The organism is Polaromonas sp. OV174, from assembly GCF_900112285.1.
Classification (GTDB): domain Bacteria; phylum Pseudomonadota; class Gammaproteobacteria; order Burkholderiales; family Burkholderiaceae_C; genus Polaromonas.
Map to the genome: position 1 here is coordinate 106,923 of NZ_FOKZ01000012.1, position 15,408 is coordinate 122,330.

Genomic DNA, 15,408 nt, shown 5'->3' on the forward strand with positions numbered 1-15,408 from the left:
GATGCGCCATCCGCATCAAGCGGGCGATCTCATGTTTTCGGCGTCTCCATACGCACCATCAGTACCGGCACCGGACAGGAGCGCACGACAACCTCAGCTTCGCTACCCAAGGTCAAGCGGCTAAACCCACGGCGGCCGTGGGTGCCCATGACGATCAGGTCGCAGCCGGCCTGAACAGCCTCGTCGTTGATCACCTCGGCAATACGTTTGTTTGTGATTTCGCGCAACAAGGTTTCGGCCTGCACGCCTGCGCTTGCTGCCGTGTTCTTTGCCTTGCTCAACAGGTCCTCGCCAAACTGACGAGAGCGATCCAACATCTCCTGGTAGTTCACTACCGCGGACATTTCCACGATCATCACGAAATCGTTCACCACATGCAGCAGATACAAAGTCGTTTTTTGCCCCGTCGCAAGCTTGATCGCTTCGTGCAGCCCTCTGTCTGCCGTGGGGCTGCCGTCCAGTGGAACCAAAATTTTTTGATACATGATAGAAATCTCCAGAACGAATCAAAGTAAGCGTCAGCAACCGGCCTCCGTGCAGACCTATGAATTCTCCAACTGGCGTGTGCAAATTCATTTGCGAAATCGCAAACGCTCTTCACTTGGATCACCCAACCAGTGGCGACATGGGATAGAGGGACTGCATTCAACCCCCGCGTTTGCACCGCCATGCCAAGATCAATATAAGTTTTGTCCATCGAACACTCCTGGAAGTTGTCGTCAGCGCGCGGAACACCCACAGTGGCAACTATTTTTGGGTGCCCGAATCCTTTTTCACCGGTTTTTTCCCGCACTCACGGCTCTTTCTGCCGCTTCTTTGGCGGCCAGGGCGGCTGCCTTGGTCGCCTCGCTGGCCTGATGCAGCGCGTCCCGGGTGGCCTGCGTCGCCTTCAGAGCATCTTCTTTGGCTAAAGCACCTACTTGCCGCGCAGCATCGGCGGCTTTCCGCGCAGCCTCCTCCGTGGCCTGCACGGCTTTCTCGGCAGCCTCCTCTGCCTTGATTGCGGCCTCCCTGGTTTCGCCCGTCGCTTTCAATGTGGCCTCCCTGACTTTTTGCTGAGAACGCCGTGCGATCTCGGCTGCTTTCTTTGCAAGCAGGCTGATGGTTTGCGCTGCGCTTTGGGAAAGATTCCCAATAGACTGCTCGGCCTTGCGCGCAGCAGCTTCAGCCGCCGCAGCGGCTTGGCGTGCAGTTGTCGACGCACTCTGCGCAGATGAGGCGGCGCTTGAGTCCCGTTGCTGCACGCTTTTTTCGCCGCCCTTTGGGGCGGTCTTTACCGGCTCATTTTCAGCGTGACCTACAGCACTGACTGCCAACGCCGCGAGAATCAGGATGCTTTTGATGTTCATGAATTCAACTCCTCCTGTGATGGGAATACAGACTCACAGCATGGCCTTGATGAAGTCAACGGCGTTGACATAGCGCAAATTTCATTCAAAAAACGCTACGGCCTCGTCGAGATGCCAGACCGCAATCCTGGGCTTGGATGGTCTACAGCACCATTGACGGCACCTGGGCCGTCAGGCGGATGCGCGAATGCATGAACGGGATGCAATTCGATGATGAAACTGGGCTGGTGCGCGGAGGTGGCAACTTCTAGCGTCTCTGCTGCTGGCAGCTCCCTTACCAGATGTTTCATGAATTACGCCAGTTGCTGGGAATTTTGTACCGGGGTCCCGTATCGCCACCTGACATTGGCAACTCCAGTTGCGAACGCGCAAAACCTTGCCGACCTTGAACCGTTTGTCCGTGACAAGCCAATCAAAAAGCTTCTCGGACGCCTCTGCGGCTTGCATCTCAGCGGACCGACCGCTTTGAAATATCTCCTGCCTCGCCAGCAAACGGCCGCCTCACGGTGACTGTTCGTAACCAGGATCAAGATGACGGCGCTTGTGAATGTGGTCAAAACTGCTCGCTTTAGCTCTGAAAGCCCAGACGGCGGCCGTTGATCGTGATTTCGGCCCCATCCAGGCTTCCTTCGCAAAAGATTTGATCAGGTGTAAGCTGCCTAGGATTAGGGTATCCCAAGTTACAAGGCATTTTGATGCAGCCTCTTCGCGGGAATCAGGCTGCGTTGGAAGAATGCGAGCAGAGGGGCATCTTGTTTACGCACGACATCTGGTAGCAACACTAAATTACCGCACTGGAGGTCATGCTAGCGGTCAAGAAAGCTCAAGAGAAATGCTTCTGAAAAATTTGGCAGCACGGGTTTTTTCCGTGTGATGCAGCATCTTCAAGCAACCAGCGGGCCAACCTCCATGGTTTCACCTCACTTGTCTGAGCAACAATGAATGCCGCCACCCACATCGCCGTTGTCGATGACGACTTGGATATCACCCTCCTGCTGGCCGGCTACCTGCAAGATCAGGGCTATCGAGTCTCACAGCTGCATAGTGGTCGCGCGCTGATTTCGCTGATGGCCTCCGATCCGCCTGGACTCGTGCTATTGGACCTGGGGCTGCCCGGTGAGGACGGTTTGTCGATCGCACGTCAGTTGCGTGAACACTGGCTCTGCGGTCTTGTCATCGTCACCGGGCGTGGTGACGCCGTGGATAAGGTGGTCGGTCTGGAGGTCGGTGCCGACGACTACGTGACTAAGCCCTTCGATCTGCGTGAACTGCTTGCCCGCATCAAAGCTATCCTCAGGCGCTTGACCCCCAATCCCTTCCCTGCAGCGCTCACCTCCGCCCATGAGCGATTGTGCTTCTCCGGCTGGCAACTGGACTGCTCCGCGCGGCGACTCTCCGGCGCCGATGGACAGGAGGTGGCGCTCACCACGGGTGAATTTGAACTTCTATGCCTCTTCGCGCGCCATCCTGGCCGGGTTCTCACGCGCGACTTTCTGCTCGAGCAGACGCGTGGTCGGGAGGCGACACCCTTCGATCGGACAATCGACGTACAGATCGGACGACTGCGCAAGAAACTCGAGGTCGATGCCGGGAATCCCTGCATCATCAAGTCAGTGCGCAGCGCCGGCTATATCCTTGTGCCGCCCGTGGAAAGGGCCTAGCGTGACGCTTCCTCCGGAGGCCATGCCGATCACCCCAGCGCTTCCCAGTGGTACTGACGAGCAAACGGTCTTTCGCCTGCTCTTTAGCGCCTACCCGGATGCCTTGCTGCTCACCGACCATGCGGGCAACATTGTGCTGGCCAACCAGATGGCCGCTGTGCTGCTGGGCTACTCAATAGAGGAACTGATAGATCTGAACGTGGACTGCCTTGTGCCTGATGCGATTCGCCCGCGCCATGCGGCCTACCGAAATGCCTACAGCCACGCACCCATCCCACGTCCCATGGGCACGCATATGGAGTTGACGGCCAAACGCAAGGACGGCAGCGAGGTCATGGTCGAGATCGCCCTCAGCCCACTGCAGGATCATGGACTGCCCTTCGTCGTTGCGGCCATTCGCGGCATTGGGGCCTATCCTCGCGTGAAGGAAGCCATCCAACGAGCGCGCTACAGTGAGCACCTGGCTCAGTTTGGGCGTCTCGCGGTCGACGTGCGTGATATGCAGGCGCTGCTGGACCAGGTGCCGGCCATTGCCGCCGCGGCACTGCAAGTCGAAACCGCCATGGTCGTACTGCTCGAAGCCAATCGCGACGAGTTTCGCGTCGCCAGCGGCGTGGGTTTGGTGTTAGGAGAGGAAGTCGGAGCTTACATCTCCAGCAACCCCAGCACGTCCCCCGGCTTTCTCCTGTTGCAGGGAGAGCCAGTCATCATCATGGACTACCACACCGAGCGCCGTTTCACCGTACCAAGCGCCTATCTTGAAGCCGGCCTCGTCAGCGCGATGGCAGTGCCGCTGTTCGACAGCGGGCGGATCATCGGCACCCTCGCCGTACGCTCGCATGAACCCAAACGTTTCGGCGACGAGGAACTGCGCTTTATGGGATCCCTGGCCAGTCTTCTTTCCACCAGCCTTCAGCGGGCACAGACAGAGGAAGCCCTTATCCATGTGCAGCGAATGGAAAGTGTTGGTCAGTTGACCGGAGGCATTGCACATGACTTCAACAACCTGCTGACGGTAATCCTGGGCAACTTGCAGGTACTGGAGGATCTCTCCATCATCGCTGGGGACAGTCAGGCATCGCAACGAGTCAATGCCGCGACGCGGGCCAGTAGGCGTGCCGCTGAGCTCACGGGTAAGCTGCTGGCCTTCTCGCGCCGACAGATGTTGCTACCCAGTGCGGTGGACGTGAAAGCCCTGCTGCAGTCTATGGCCGACATGTTGCAGCGCACACTGGATCAAAACATCCACATTGAACTTGCAATGCCACCCACCGGCCTTCAGGTGCAGGTAGACCCCGGCCAACTCGAATCGGCGCTTCTCAATATCGCCATCAATGCGCGCGATGCGATGCCGGCGGGCGGCACCCTGTGTTTCAGCGCCGAGATTCACGACACGCTGCCCCCATGGGTCCGCCACCAGCTTGATGACCCCAGCACACATGGCGAGCCTTTTGTCGCGATCAGGGTCACCGACACGGGGACAGGCATGCCAAACGCGGTCAAGGAGCGCGCCTTTGAACCCTTCTTCACGACCAAGGCCGCGGGCCGCGGCACTGGCTTGGGCCTGAGTACGGTGTACGGGTTCGTGAAGCAATCGAAAGGCGCCGTCGCCATCGATAGTCAGCCCGGCGCCGGAACCACAGTGACGCTCTACCTCCCATGCCCACTGGAGATGAGTCCTGTCGCCGACCCGGGGAACCGGGATGACAGGCATGCCTTGCCTCGCGGCCTGTGCGTGCTATTGGTCGAAGATGACCCTGAAGTTTGCAAAATCGCGCAGACCTTTCTTGAGACACTCGATTGCGTGGTGACCACCGCGGCAAACGGTGAAATGGCACTGAGAGCGCTGGGGTCGGATACCCGGTTCAACCTGCTACTCACCGATATCGCACTGGGCCCTAGCATGCGTGGGACCGAGCTCGCAGCGCAGGCTCAACACCGCTTTCCCGAACTCGCCATTCTTTTGATGTCAGGCTTTTCCGCTGAACTACTGGATGCCGACCGCGATACACCGTCGTCCTGGGGTCTGTTACGCAAGCCTTTTACGCGCTCCGAATTGGCACAGGCAATAGCGAACCTGCTGAGCGAGCGCAACACCGGAGTCTGAGTTTTCAGATGATTTCTACAGAATCTCATTGCATCAGCGATGGCGCTGGTGCAATGCAGCGTTGAACAAATGCCGACAAGGCGTTTGCGTCGGGAATCCGTACCTCCCGCCGTCCCTTCTGAGCGAAAGAGATCAATTTTTCACGTGCCAGCCTGGAGAGTGCACGACTCACCGTTTCCAGCGTCATGCCTAGGTAGTTGCCAATTTCTGCGCGCGTCATACGCAACTTGATCTCATCCGTTCGCATGCCACTATTTTCCAGCGACAGAACCCATTGGCGCAGAAACTCGGCGACACGGGCATCGGCCGGCAGCGTGCAAACCGACATCAAAGAGTCACGGTCGTGGGCGATCTCCCGACTCATGGCTTCGTGCAACACCGTCAGCAGCATGGGCTTTTCGACGCAGGCGGCAAGCAGACCTTCGTAGCGAAACCCCCAGATCTCGCTGGTATCCATGGCGACCGCATCGCACACATAACAACCGTCGGCGATACCATCGAAACCAAGCCAGTCACCGCGAAACTTAAGACTGACGACCTGGACACGCCCATCGACCGTAAGGTTCACAATTTTAAAGAAACCGGAGTTCACCGCGTACAGATGGCTAAAACGCTCTCCGGCCTGGTAGATCACATCGCCAGCATGCACCACCCGACGTTGCGGCGCAACTTGACCACTCAACAGGGTCAACATGTCGGCTATTTTTCGGCCAGCCTGCTGCCTGGGCATGCTGGGCATTCCGTATGCGCTAGCTGTACTGGTGGGGAGCGCAACGGTGAAGGGCTGTAGCGGGGCGGCTGTGCCAGCATTTGAACCAAGCATCTCAAACTCCTGCGTGTGGTGGGTGATATGAAACGATAGAGTTCAGTCTAGAAAGCGCCTGGCAATGCCGTATCAATGCCGAGCATCACTCAGTAACAGTATGTCAATGCTTTGTGTCAGAACCATCCTGACAGGGCTCGCAATTGATTCACCTCAAAATCGGGTCAAGCCCGTCCGGCTAGGCTGGGTCATTGTGAACACCCTATCGCTCCATACAAGCTGTGACGGCTTCCAAGCGCTGCCGCCAGAATACGCACGCGCCATTCTGGCCAATGCCCTTGCCTTGCAGCGTCAGGCCGCCAAGGGCGCCGTTCTCCCGCTTCTAAAAGGCAGGAATTTCGCGCTGCTTTATTCATCGGAGGCTGATGCGGCGCAGGCGCTGTTTCACCGCGCAGCAACAGAACTGGGGGCTCAGGTCGCCCACTTGCGCTTCGATCCATCCGACCTGTCAGTCCTCGCCGTTCCGCAAGAGGCTCAGAAAACCGCACAGGTGCTTGGCCGGCTCTATGACGCGCTGGAATGCCAGGGCCTGACACCGGAGCTTGTTCGGCAACTGACTCAGGAGGCCGGGGTGCCGGTTTTCAACGCCCTCGCCTCGCCCGAGCATCCAACGGCCGCGATAACCGCATGCTTGGGAGACATTCAAGCCGCAGCCGACGATCGGCGCATGGTCTTGCAGGCCGTGTTGCTGCACGCGCTAGGCGTAGGCTTGTGAACACGCATGGTCTCTATCCGCGATCACAATCCACTGTCGTACCTAGCCGGTGAACAGAGTCACCAAGTGATCCAGATCGGCACCTACCACCATCTGTCGTGGCCTGTAATAGGCTGTGTGGTTCGGTGAGACTCAGTGCGACATCAGTACCGGCAAGGTCATGGACTGCAGGATGGTACGCGTTGCCCCACCCAACACCCATTCCCGTGCCCGGCTGTGTCCGTAACAACCCATCACGAGCAGATCCGCCCCCAGATCCGCGGCCATAGACAACAGGTAGTTGCCGGCATCGTCCTGCTCCGATCCACCAGGGTGCAGTACTGCAGATACACCTTGCAACGCCAGATAGCCCTGCAAAGCGTGGAGGGAGGCGTCAGCAGATTCGCCGTAGCAGACCACATGCACACGGTCTGCGCCATGCAGCCAAGGCAACGCAGCCGATACCGCGCGGGCCGCTTCTCGTGTCTCTTTCCAAGCCACTAGTACGGTGCGCCCTATGGGGGCAATCAAGCCAGTAGAAGGCAGTATCAGCGCGGGCCGACCACTCTCGACCAACAAGCTTGGGAGGAAATCAGCAGGCAGTTCACCCGCCGCTGGATCATCCGCATCGCGCTGGCCCAGGATCATCAGATCAAAATACAGTGAGCGACGGGCGTAGCCCCAGGGTGCATCGCTCAAGGGCTCCGTCCATTTGAGGCGGGGCGACCCCGCGCCGGCCGCGACGAACGTTGCAAATGCCTTGTCGCGGCATTCTTTGTCCATTTCCAGTATCACTGCCATGGTTTCAGCCGCGCCCTCCAGCGCGAAGGGATAGCGCGCCAGCGCCGACATCGTGAACGGCAGGCAGGTGACTTCAGCCTCAAAGGCGTCGGCCAGTTGACTGGCAACCTTGATGCGTTCCGCAGCACGCGCTGAACTATCCAAGTGCAGCAGGATCGATTTGGGCGTCTGCATAAGAAATCCTTTGAAGTTGAAAATGCACGAGAAAAAATTTACGCTCATTGGCATCGTGTTGCCTTGCGCCATATCAATTTCGACGAAGCCGCATCCATGAAGTGAGCAGTCCAATACTTCACATAGTCCGGAAAGCGCCAAAATCAACGTCCGCACCCACTATGGACTGGGAAATCAGTTCTGCTCCCTGTGGCTTGACGATCCGCTGATGATATGTACCTATGGCAACTGGCCCAAAGGCACGCAGATCCGGGATAAAACCCAGCGCAACAAGATTGACCACGTTTGTCGCAAGCGCCACCTCGCGCGCAGGCGAGAGCTTCGTGGATATAGGCTGTGGCTTCGGTCCACACACTGGAAACCATTGGCGCTCTGAGCCGCAGCGTCAATACGACTAACGAGCAGGTTGCCTGGCTACACGGGGAGATCGAGCGGCCCGGCCTGCATCCGGAATCGGTGATAAAGGACGTGGACATTCCCGTCGACCGCCCGCAGGAATTCCTGAGCGTCCGGTAGCCGGAAATCAGCATTCTGCTCATTTTTCGCCTTTATTCCACTGAGATCACAGTCCCTCCTTGCGCTTTATCAAGGTGATGCGAACTTCCCTTGCTTACAGTGGCTGGAAGGTCTTACAGCCATGAAAGCCACGCCAATTCCGTTCCCCCCTGGCAAGCTGCGCCTGCGGCGGCTGGGTATCGACACCTACCAGGAGCCTGTGCTGTTTATGCACCGTGACTGCCGTGTCTGCCACTCGGAGGGCTTCGAGGCGCAATCGCGGGTGGAGCTTGCGCTGGGTGAGCGCACCATTGTTGCCACGCTGAACGTGGTGTCTGGCGACTTTCTCGCGCCCGACGAGGCCGGTCTGTCCGAAGCGGCGTGGCGCCTGCTCAAGGCGCAGGATGGCGACATGGTCTCGCTGCGCCACCCCTCGCCGCTCGAATCCCTGGGTCATGTGCGCGCCAAGGTCTATGGACGGCGCCTCACCCAGGCGGCCATTACTGCCGTGATTGAGGATGTGGTCGCCGGTCGCTATTCGGACCTGCAATTGGCGGCCTTTGTCACCGCCTGTGCCGGCGGCCGGCTTGACCTGGAAGAAACGGTCTCGCTGACCCGCGCGATGGTCGCCGTCGGCGAACGGATTGACTGGGGTGAAGGCCTGGTCATGGACAAGCACTGCGTGGGCGGATTGCCCGGCAACCGCACGACCATGGTGATCGTACCCATCGTGGCGGCCTGCGGCCTGCGCATGCCAAAAACATCGTCACGCGCCATCACCTCCCCCGCCGGTACGGCCGACACCATGGAAACAATGGCGCCGGTCGACCTGGATGTGGCGCAGATACGCCGGGTAGTGGAATCCACCGGCGGCTGCGTGGTTTGGGGCGGCGCGGTGCGCCTGAGTCCGGCGGACGACATCCTGATCCGGGTGGAGCGCCCGCTGGACCTGGACAGCCAAGGCCAACTAGTCGCTTCGATTTTGTCCAAAAAGGTAGCGGCGGGCTCCACCCATGTGCTGATCGACCTGCCTGTAGGGCCCACAGCCAAGGTTCGCAGCGCACAGGCTGCGGAGTTGCTGGGACGGCTGCTCAGCCAGGTGGGGCAGGCGCTGGGACTCCAGGTGCGCGTGGTTCAGACGGACGGCCTGGCCCCGGTGGGCCGGGGCATAGGCCCCGCGCTGGAGGCTCGCGACGTACTGGCCGTTCTTCAAAACCAGGCCGATGCTCCGGCCGACCTGGCCCAGCGCTCGCTACTGTTGGCCGGCGAAATTCTCGAGTTCGGTGGCGCCGCACCGGCCGGTGGCGGCCTCGCTCTGGCCAGCGCCGTACTGGCCGACGGCCGGGCCTGGCGCAAGTTTCAGGACATTTGTGCGGCACAGGGCGGGCTGCGCGTCCCCCCCACAGCGGCCTACCGGCAGGCAATGCATGCGCTGCGCAGCGGCAGCGTTCTGACCATTGACAACAGGCGTCTGTCACGCATTGCCAAACTGGCCGGAGCCCCCGAGGCGGCTTGTGCGGGCATCGACCTGCATGTCAGGCCGGGGGAGTTCGTCGAGCGCGGCCAGCCGCTGTTCACGCTGCACGCCGCCACGCCAGGCGAGCTGGCCTATGCGCTGGAATATGCGACCTCGCAAGCCGATACGGTGCATGTACTGGAGGATGCCTGATGCTGATCATCGCCCTGCCAGGTGCAACCCAGCTTGCGAGCTCCCTGGCTCGCCTGCTGCGCTGCGACTGGAGCGCCTTGTGGCAGCATCGCTTCCCCGACGGGGAAACCTTGGTGCGCATAGACGCGCCGGTGAAGGGGCGCTGCATCGTGCTGGCCGGCAGCCTGCACCACCCCGATGACAAGACCCTCCCCTTACTGTTTGCCGCCGATGCCGCACGTGACCTGGGTGCCGCGCAAGTCGGCCTGGTGGCGCCCTATCTGGCCTACATGCGGCAGGACCACCGCTTCAATGCGGGTGAGGCGATCACTTCTCGCAGCTATGCCCGGCTGCTCTCGGCATCGCTTGACTTCCTGGTCACGGTCGATCCCCACCTGCACCGTTGGCACAGTCTCGGAGCTATCTATCCGATCCGCACACAGGCTGTCGCAGCGGCCCCCTTGATCGCTCGCTGGCTTCGCAGCCATGTCGACCTTCCGCTGGTGATCGGGCCCGATCAGGAAAGCCAGCAATGGGTGGCCGAAGTGGCAAGGCTGGCGGATGTACCCTGGACGGTAATGAGCAAGACCCGCGTGGCTGACCGCGATGTGCGCGTCGTGCTGACCGGTGATGGCCTCTGGCCCGGCAGGACCCCGGTACTGCTAGACGACATCATCTCTACTGGCCAGACCCTCGTCGCCGCTACCTCGACCCTGAAGCAGGCCGGCATGGTCGCTCCCCTATGTATTGGCGTGCATGCCCTGTTTGACAACGGCGCACTGCAGCGGCTGCAGGACGCAGGCGTGGCGCGGGTGGTGACCTGCGACACCATCCCGCACGCCTCCAACACAATCCGACTCGCCCCCCTGCTGGCCAGGGCCGTGCGCGCCGTCTCATGCCCTGTCACAAAGGGCGATCCGTCATGAAGGCAAAGCACATCCTCCTGCTCCAGGGCCACCCCGACGCGGCGGAACCCCATCTGTGCCATGGCCTGGCCAAGGCCTACGCCATTGGCGCCCGAGATGCAGGCCACGAGGTGCGCTGGGTCAATGTGGCCGAACTCGACTTCCCGCTGTTGCGCAGTCAAAAAGACTGGAATGAAGGCGCGGTGCCCGACGGCCTGCAACCGGCGCAGGACGATATTCGCTGGGCGGAACACATCGTACTTTTCTTCCCGCTGTGGCTAGGTGATATGCCAGCCATGCTCAAGGGCTTTCTGGAACAGGTAGCCCGTCCCGGCTTTGCCTTTGAACGCGAGGCCGGCAGCACCGCCTTCACGAAGAAAGGCCTGACAGGCCGCTCGGCCCGCGTGGTGGTCACCATGGGTATGCCAGCCCTGCTCTACCGCTGGTATTTCCGCGCCCATAGCGTCAAATCACTGGAGCGCAACATTCTGGGCTTTGTCGGCATGGCGCCGGTGCGGGAGACTCTGATCGGCATGATCGGCAGTTTCAAGCCGACGGACGCGCAGCAATGGCTGGAGAAGATGCAGCTGTTGGGGCGGAGGGCAGAGTGATGGGCCACATTGCAATACGCCCTTGGGTACGCTGGCGCACGGTGAATCAGCGCCCAAAATGTGATGCTGCTGTCCAGGCCCGAGAAACTGTGCTCGCGCCGCACGGCAATCCCTCGCGCTTCGGCCGTGCCCTTTATGACGGCGGGCCGGCACCTTTGCACCGATGTCCACTCCTCCCCGTCTGGCCACTAAAGCAACTGAGAAAAGGAAAACCACCATGCGAGCCCTCGTCTACAACGGCCCAGGCCACAAGAACCTGGAAGAGCGCCCCAAACCAGCCATCCAGTCGCCCTCCGACGCGATCGTCAAGATCACCCGGACGACGATTTGCGGCACCGACCTGCACATCCTCAAAGGTGACGTCCCCACTTGCCAGCCCGGAACCATCCTGGGCCACGAAGGCGTTGGCGTGATTGAGGCCGTGGGACCGGGTGTCGTCAGCTTCAAGCCGGGGGACAGGGTGCTGATCTCCTGCATTACCGCCTGCGGGCGCTGCCCCGCTTGCCGCAAGAGCATGTATTCGCATTGCACCACCGGGGGCTGGCTGCTCGGCCACCGCATCGATGGCACCCAGGCCGAGTTTGTCCGCATTCCCTACGCCGACACCAGCCTGTACCCGATTCCACAGGGCGCCGACGAAGAGGCGCTGGTCATGCTCAGCGACATCCTGCCGACCGGCTTCGAGTGTGGCGTGCTGAACGGCAAGATCGAACCAGGCTCCAGCGTCGCCATCGTGGGTGCCGGGCCGATTGGGCTGGCGGCCCTGCTCACTGCGCAGTTTTATGCGCCGGCCGAGATCATCATGATCGACCTGGACGACAACCGGCTGGCCGTGGGCAAGCGCTTTGGCGCGACAGCCACCGTGAACAGCGCCGATGGCACGGCGGCGCAGCAGGTCATGAAACTGACAGGCGGACGCGGGGTGGACACGGCCATCGAAGCGGTGGGCATCCCCACCACCTTCAAGCTCTGTCAGGACATCGTGGCTGCAGGCGGCACTGTCGCCAATGTCGGCGTGCACGGTGTCAAGGTCGATCTCCACCTGGAACGGCTGTGGTCGCACAATGTGACGATCACCACGGGGCTGGTCGACACCTTCTCGATTCCCATGCTGCTCAAGACCGTGCAGTCCAAACGCATAGACGCCTCACAACTGATCACCCATCATTTCAAGCTGGGCGCTATCTTGCAGGCCTACGACACCTTCGGTCAGGCCGCCGACACCAAGGCGCTGAAAGTGATCATCGAGGCCTAGGGCAGCGCCATGGCGCCATCGGACAGACTGGGCGATCCCTCCCTCAGGGAAGCAAACGACGTGGCAAGGGCGCTGGGGGCTGACCTCGAAGCGGGGCTCACGTCGCAGGAGGCATCGCGCCGGCTCGCCGAAAACGGCCCCAACGAACTGCGCGCGCCCCCGCAAACGCCGACCTGGCGCCGCTTTCTGACGCAGTTCCAGGACCCACTGATCTACCTGCTGCTGGCCGCCATTGCCATCTCGCTGGGCGCCTGGGCCTTCGACGGGTTTGCCGGCTGGCCTGTGGATGCCGTCGTCATCGCCGCCATCGTCCTGCTCAATGGCGTGCTGGGCCATGTGCAGCAAGCCAGGGCGCAGGAAGCCGTGGCGGCGCTGGCCCGCATGACCGCAGTGAGCTCGGCCGTCGTGCGTGACGGCCAGCAGCTGCGTGTGCCCAGCGCGCAGCTGGTGCCAGGCGACTTACTGGTACTGGGTGAGGGAGATGCCGTCGGCGCCGACGCGCGGCTGATACTGGCCACCGCACTGCGCGTGCAGGAAGCCTCGCTGACCGGCGAAAGCGAAGCCGTGCTCAAGGATGCGGCCGCGCTGCCTGAACCGGCGGCACTGGGCGACCGCTTGAACATGGTCTTCAAGGGCACGGCCATCGCCCAGGGAACCGGTCGCGCGGTGGTCACGGCGACCGGCATGTACAGCCAGCTGGGGATCATCGCTGAACTGCTCGAAGCCACCGAGCAGGCGCCTACCCCGCTGCAAAAGGAAGTCGCGCGCATTGGGCACATGCTGGGCATCGCGGTGCTCATCATTGCCGTGGTGGTCGTCGGCACCATCCTGCTGATGTCCGAGCTGCGCAGCGCCGCCGATGTCATCGCCGTGCTGCTGCTGGGCGTAGCCCTGGCGGTGGCAGCCGTTCCCGAGGGGCTACCGGCAATCCTGTCGGTGGTGCTGGCCCTGGGGGTGCAGCGAATGGCGAAACACAAGGCGATTGTCAAAAGCCTCTCGTCGGTGGAGACGCTGGGCTCCACCTCGGTCATCTGCACGGACAAGACCGGCACGCTAACTCGCGCGGAGATGACGATAGAACGGATCATGACCGCTTCGGGCAGTAGCCATGTCACCGGGGTCGGCTATGCGCCCCATGGTCAGGTCGAACACCAGGGCGCCAGGTTGCAGACCGGGCCGCTGCACGCCGAGCACATCGTGCTCCTGAGTGGCGGCAGCCTGGCCAGTAACGCCGACCTGCGCCAGGGGGCGGGCGGCGCATGGGAGATTCACGGCGACCCCACCGAAGCGGCCTTCTTGGTGGCCGAACGCAAACTCGGTGTCACTGAGCGGCGTGAGCGGCGCTTCGAGCGCATCGGTGAAATTCCCTTCACCTCGGAACGCAAGATGATGTCGAGCATAGAGCTTGACCATGAACACGACGACCAGGTGGTGCTGATCACCAAGGGCGCGCCGGACCTGCTGCTGGGCCGCTGCACCCGGGCTCGGGTGGGATTGGAGACCGTCGAACTAGATGACATGCTGCGGGCAAAAATTCTGGCGGACGTTGACACGCTTTCCGACGCAGCGCTGCGCACCCTGGCCGTGGCCTACCGCCCGTTAAGCCCGGGTGAGAACCCACAAGCTACGGAATCGCTTGAACGAAACCTTATCTTCGTCGGCACCGTGGGCATCATCGACCCGCCGCGCGAGGAGGCGGCAGTCGCCATTGCCGAGGCCCGCCGGGCCGGCATTCGGGTGATCATGATCACCGGTGACCACCCGCGTACGGCCCTGCGCATAGCCGCCGACCTGGGCATCGTGGCGGCCGGAGCCCAGGCGCTGACGGGGCTTGAACTCGATGCACTGGACGATGCGGCCTTCGCCAAGGCGCTGCGCACAACCTCTGTCTTTGCCCGGGTAGCCCCGGCGCACAAGCTGCGCATCGTCGACGCGCTGCAGGCCGACGGCAACATCGTCGCGATGACGGGCGATGGCGTCAACGACGCACCGGCGCTAAAGTCGGCCGATATCGGCATCGCCATGGGCATGACCGGGACCGAGGTGACCAAGGAGGCGGCCAAGATGATCCTGGCCGACGACAACTTCGCCACCCTCGTCGAGGCGGTGCGCGAGGGGCGCGGCATTTTCGACAACATCCGCAAGTTCCTGCGCTACCTGCTGTCCTCCAATATGGGCGAAGTGCTGACGGTCTTCCTGGGCGTGGTCGGGGCGGGTGTGATTGGCTTGGCGGCGCCCGGCGGCACGGTGGTGTTGCCGTTGCTCGCCACGCAGATCCTGTGGCTCAACCTGATCACCGACTCCTGGCCTGCGCTGGCAATGGGCGTTGACCCCCCGGACGACGACGTCATGGCACGCAAGCCGCGTTCGGCGTGTGAGCAGGTGATCGACGCCCGCATGTGGTCGGGGGTGTTCCAGATCGGCGTGGTGGTGGCTGTGGTCTCGCTGCTGTCGATCGACATGTACCTGCCGGGCGGACTGATCGAAGGCACGCACGACCTCGCCAATGCTCGCACCGCGGGCTTCACGGTGCTGGTTTTCGCCCATTTGTTCAACTGCTTCAATGCCCGCTCGGAGACCAAGAGTGCGTTCACGCGCCTGTTCGCCAATCCGTGGCTCTGGGGCGCCATCACCTTATCGGTACTGTTGCAGGTGGCGGTCGTCAACCTCCCCGTCCTCAACCTGGCCTTCGGTACCGTGCCACTTTCGCTGGATCAATGGCTGGTCTGCGCCGCTATGGGTAGTAGCGTCCTGTGGTTCAGCGAACTGCGCAAGCTGGTGGGTCGCGTATTGGGCAGATAAGATGACCTCAGTCCTTTGAATGGGCATGGGTCAATGCAGGTCTGGCGGTACGCCGCTATTTCGCGCACCAAACGTTCCCGCGA

The 15,408-nt window shown here is 61.5% G+C and carries 13 protein-coding genes; 9 read left to right on the forward strand and 4 right to left on the reverse strand.

The window, feature by feature from the left end; all coding sequences use genetic code 11:
* Nucleotides 1-29: 29 nt before the first annotated feature.
* Nucleotides 30-485 (reverse strand): universal stress protein, encoded by a 456-nt coding sequence (locus BM160_RS12440; RefSeq protein WP_092005677.1) that lies wholly within the window; start codon nt 483-485, stop codon nt 30-32.
* Between the two features lie 288 nt (nt 486-773).
* Complete coding sequence (locus BM160_RS12445) at nt 774-1,349, reverse strand: hypothetical protein (RefSeq protein WP_092005680.1); 576 nt, start codon at nt 1,347-1,349, stop codon at nt 774-776.
* 938 nt (nt 1,350-2,287) lie between these two features.
* Here BM160_RS12445 and BM160_RS12450 point away from each other — a divergent pair.
* A complete protein-coding gene (locus BM160_RS12450; RefSeq protein WP_092005683.1) occupies nt 2,288-3,010 on the forward strand; it encodes a response regulator in 723 nt (240 codons plus the stop codon).
* A gap of 22 nt (nt 3,011-3,032) precedes the next feature.
* On the forward strand, nt 3,033-5,117 hold the full coding sequence (locus BM160_RS12455) for a PAS domain S-box protein (protein WP_092005686.1): 2,085 nt from the start codon (nt 3,033-3,035) through the stop codon (nt 5,115-5,117).
* Nucleotides 5,118-5,142: 25 nt separating this feature from the next.
* Here the strand turns inward: BM160_RS12455 and BM160_RS12460 are convergent, their stop codons facing one another.
* Nucleotides 5,143-5,811: a Crp/Fnr family transcriptional regulator gene (locus BM160_RS12460; RefSeq protein WP_255368859.1), complete on the reverse strand. Its 669-nt coding sequence runs from the start codon at nt 5,809-5,811 to the stop codon at nt 5,143-5,145.
* Between the two features lie 322 nt (nt 5,812-6,133).
* Here BM160_RS12460 and BM160_RS12465 point away from each other — a divergent pair, with 322 nt between their 5' ends.
* Entirely contained in the window at nt 6,134-6,655 is a 522-nt protein-coding gene (locus tag BM160_RS12465; RefSeq protein WP_177219003.1) for a Rossmann-fold NAD(P)-binding domain-containing protein, read from the forward strand.
* A gap of 132 nt (nt 6,656-6,787) precedes the next feature.
* Here the strand turns inward: BM160_RS12465 and BM160_RS12470 are convergent, their stop codons facing one another.
* The gene (locus tag BM160_RS12470; RefSeq protein ID WP_255368860.1) at nt 6,788-7,756 is read right to left on the reverse strand and encodes a universal stress protein; all 969 of its coding nucleotides are present in this window, start codon (nt 7,754-7,756) and stop codon (nt 6,788-6,790) included.
* Nucleotides 7,757-7,945: 189 nt separating this feature from the next.
* Between BM160_RS12470 and BM160_RS12475 the strand changes: the two genes are divergently transcribed.
* The 6 genes from BM160_RS12475 to BM160_RS12500 all read left to right on the forward strand — a co-directional run bounded on the left by BM160_RS12475 (nt 7,946) and on the right by BM160_RS12500 (nt 15,325).
* Nucleotides 7,946-8,125, forward strand: a complete 180-nt coding sequence (locus tag BM160_RS12475; RefSeq protein ID WP_092005698.1) for a hypothetical protein — start codon at nt 7,946-7,948, stop codon at nt 8,123-8,125.
* A 121-nt stretch (nt 8,126-8,246) separates the two neighbouring features.
* Entirely contained in the window at nt 8,247-9,773 is a 1,527-nt protein-coding gene (locus BM160_RS12480; RefSeq protein ID WP_092005701.1) for a thymidine phosphorylase family protein, read from the forward strand.
* Complete coding sequence (locus BM160_RS12485; protein WP_092005704.1) at nt 9,773-10,678, forward strand: ribose-phosphate pyrophosphokinase; 906 nt, start codon at nt 9,773-9,775, stop codon at nt 10,676-10,678. Before BM160_RS12480 ends, BM160_RS12485 begins: the two co-directional genes overlap by 1 nt.
* Nucleotides 10,675-11,268 carry an NAD(P)H-dependent oxidoreductase gene (locus BM160_RS12490; protein ID WP_092005707.1) on the forward strand — a complete coding sequence of 198 codons (594 nt, stop codon included), beginning with the start codon at nt 10,675-10,677 and terminating at the stop codon, nt 11,266-11,268. The genes BM160_RS12485 and BM160_RS12490 overlap by 4 nt, the downstream gene beginning before the upstream one ends.
* Before the next feature lie 217 nt (nt 11,269-11,485).
* Complete coding sequence (locus BM160_RS12495) at nt 11,486-12,523, forward strand: zinc-dependent alcohol dehydrogenase family protein (RefSeq protein WP_092005710.1); 1,038 nt, start codon at nt 11,486-11,488, stop codon at nt 12,521-12,523.
* A 9-nt stretch (nt 12,524-12,532) separates the two neighbouring features.
* On the forward strand, nt 12,533-15,325 hold the full coding sequence (locus tag BM160_RS12500; protein ID WP_092005713.1) for a cation-translocating P-type ATPase: 2,793 nt from the start codon (nt 12,533-12,535) through the stop codon (nt 15,323-15,325).
* The last annotated feature ends 83 nt before the right edge of the window (nt 15,326-15,408 follow it).

Coding starts and splice junctions, on each gene's coding strand:
- BM160_RS12440 (WP_092005677.1), bottom strand. CDS start 485: ATGTATCAAAAAATTTTGGTTCCACTGGACGGCAGCCCCACGGCAGAC.
- BM160_RS12445 (WP_092005680.1), bottom strand. CDS start 1,349: ATGAACATCAAAAGCATCCTGATTCTCGCGGCGTTGGCAGTCAGTGCT.
- BM160_RS12450 (WP_092005683.1), top strand. CDS start 2,288: ATGAATGCCGCCACCCACATCGCCGTTGTCGATGACGACTTGGATATC.
- BM160_RS12455 (WP_092005686.1), top strand. CDS start 3,033: ATGCCGATCACCCCAGCGCTTCCCAGTGGTACTGACGAGCAAACGGTC.
- BM160_RS12460 (WP_255368859.1), bottom strand. CDS start 5,811: ATGTTGACCCTGTTGAGTGGTCAAGTTGCGCCGCAACGTCGGGTGGTG.
- BM160_RS12480 (WP_092005701.1), top strand. CDS start 8,247: ATGAAAGCCACGCCAATTCCGTTCCCCCCTGGCAAGCTGCGCCTGCGG.
- BM160_RS12485 (WP_092005704.1), top strand. CDS start 9,773: ATGCTGATCATCGCCCTGCCAGGTGCAACCCAGCTTGCGAGCTCCCTG.
- BM160_RS12490 (WP_092005707.1), top strand. CDS start 10,675: ATGAAGGCAAAGCACATCCTCCTGCTCCAGGGCCACCCCGACGCGGCG.
- BM160_RS12495 (WP_092005710.1), top strand. CDS start 11,486: ATGCGAGCCCTCGTCTACAACGGCCCAGGCCACAAGAACCTGGAAGAG.
- BM160_RS12500 (WP_092005713.1), top strand. CDS start 12,533: ATGGCGCCATCGGACAGACTGGGCGATCCCTCCCTCAGGGAAGCAAAC.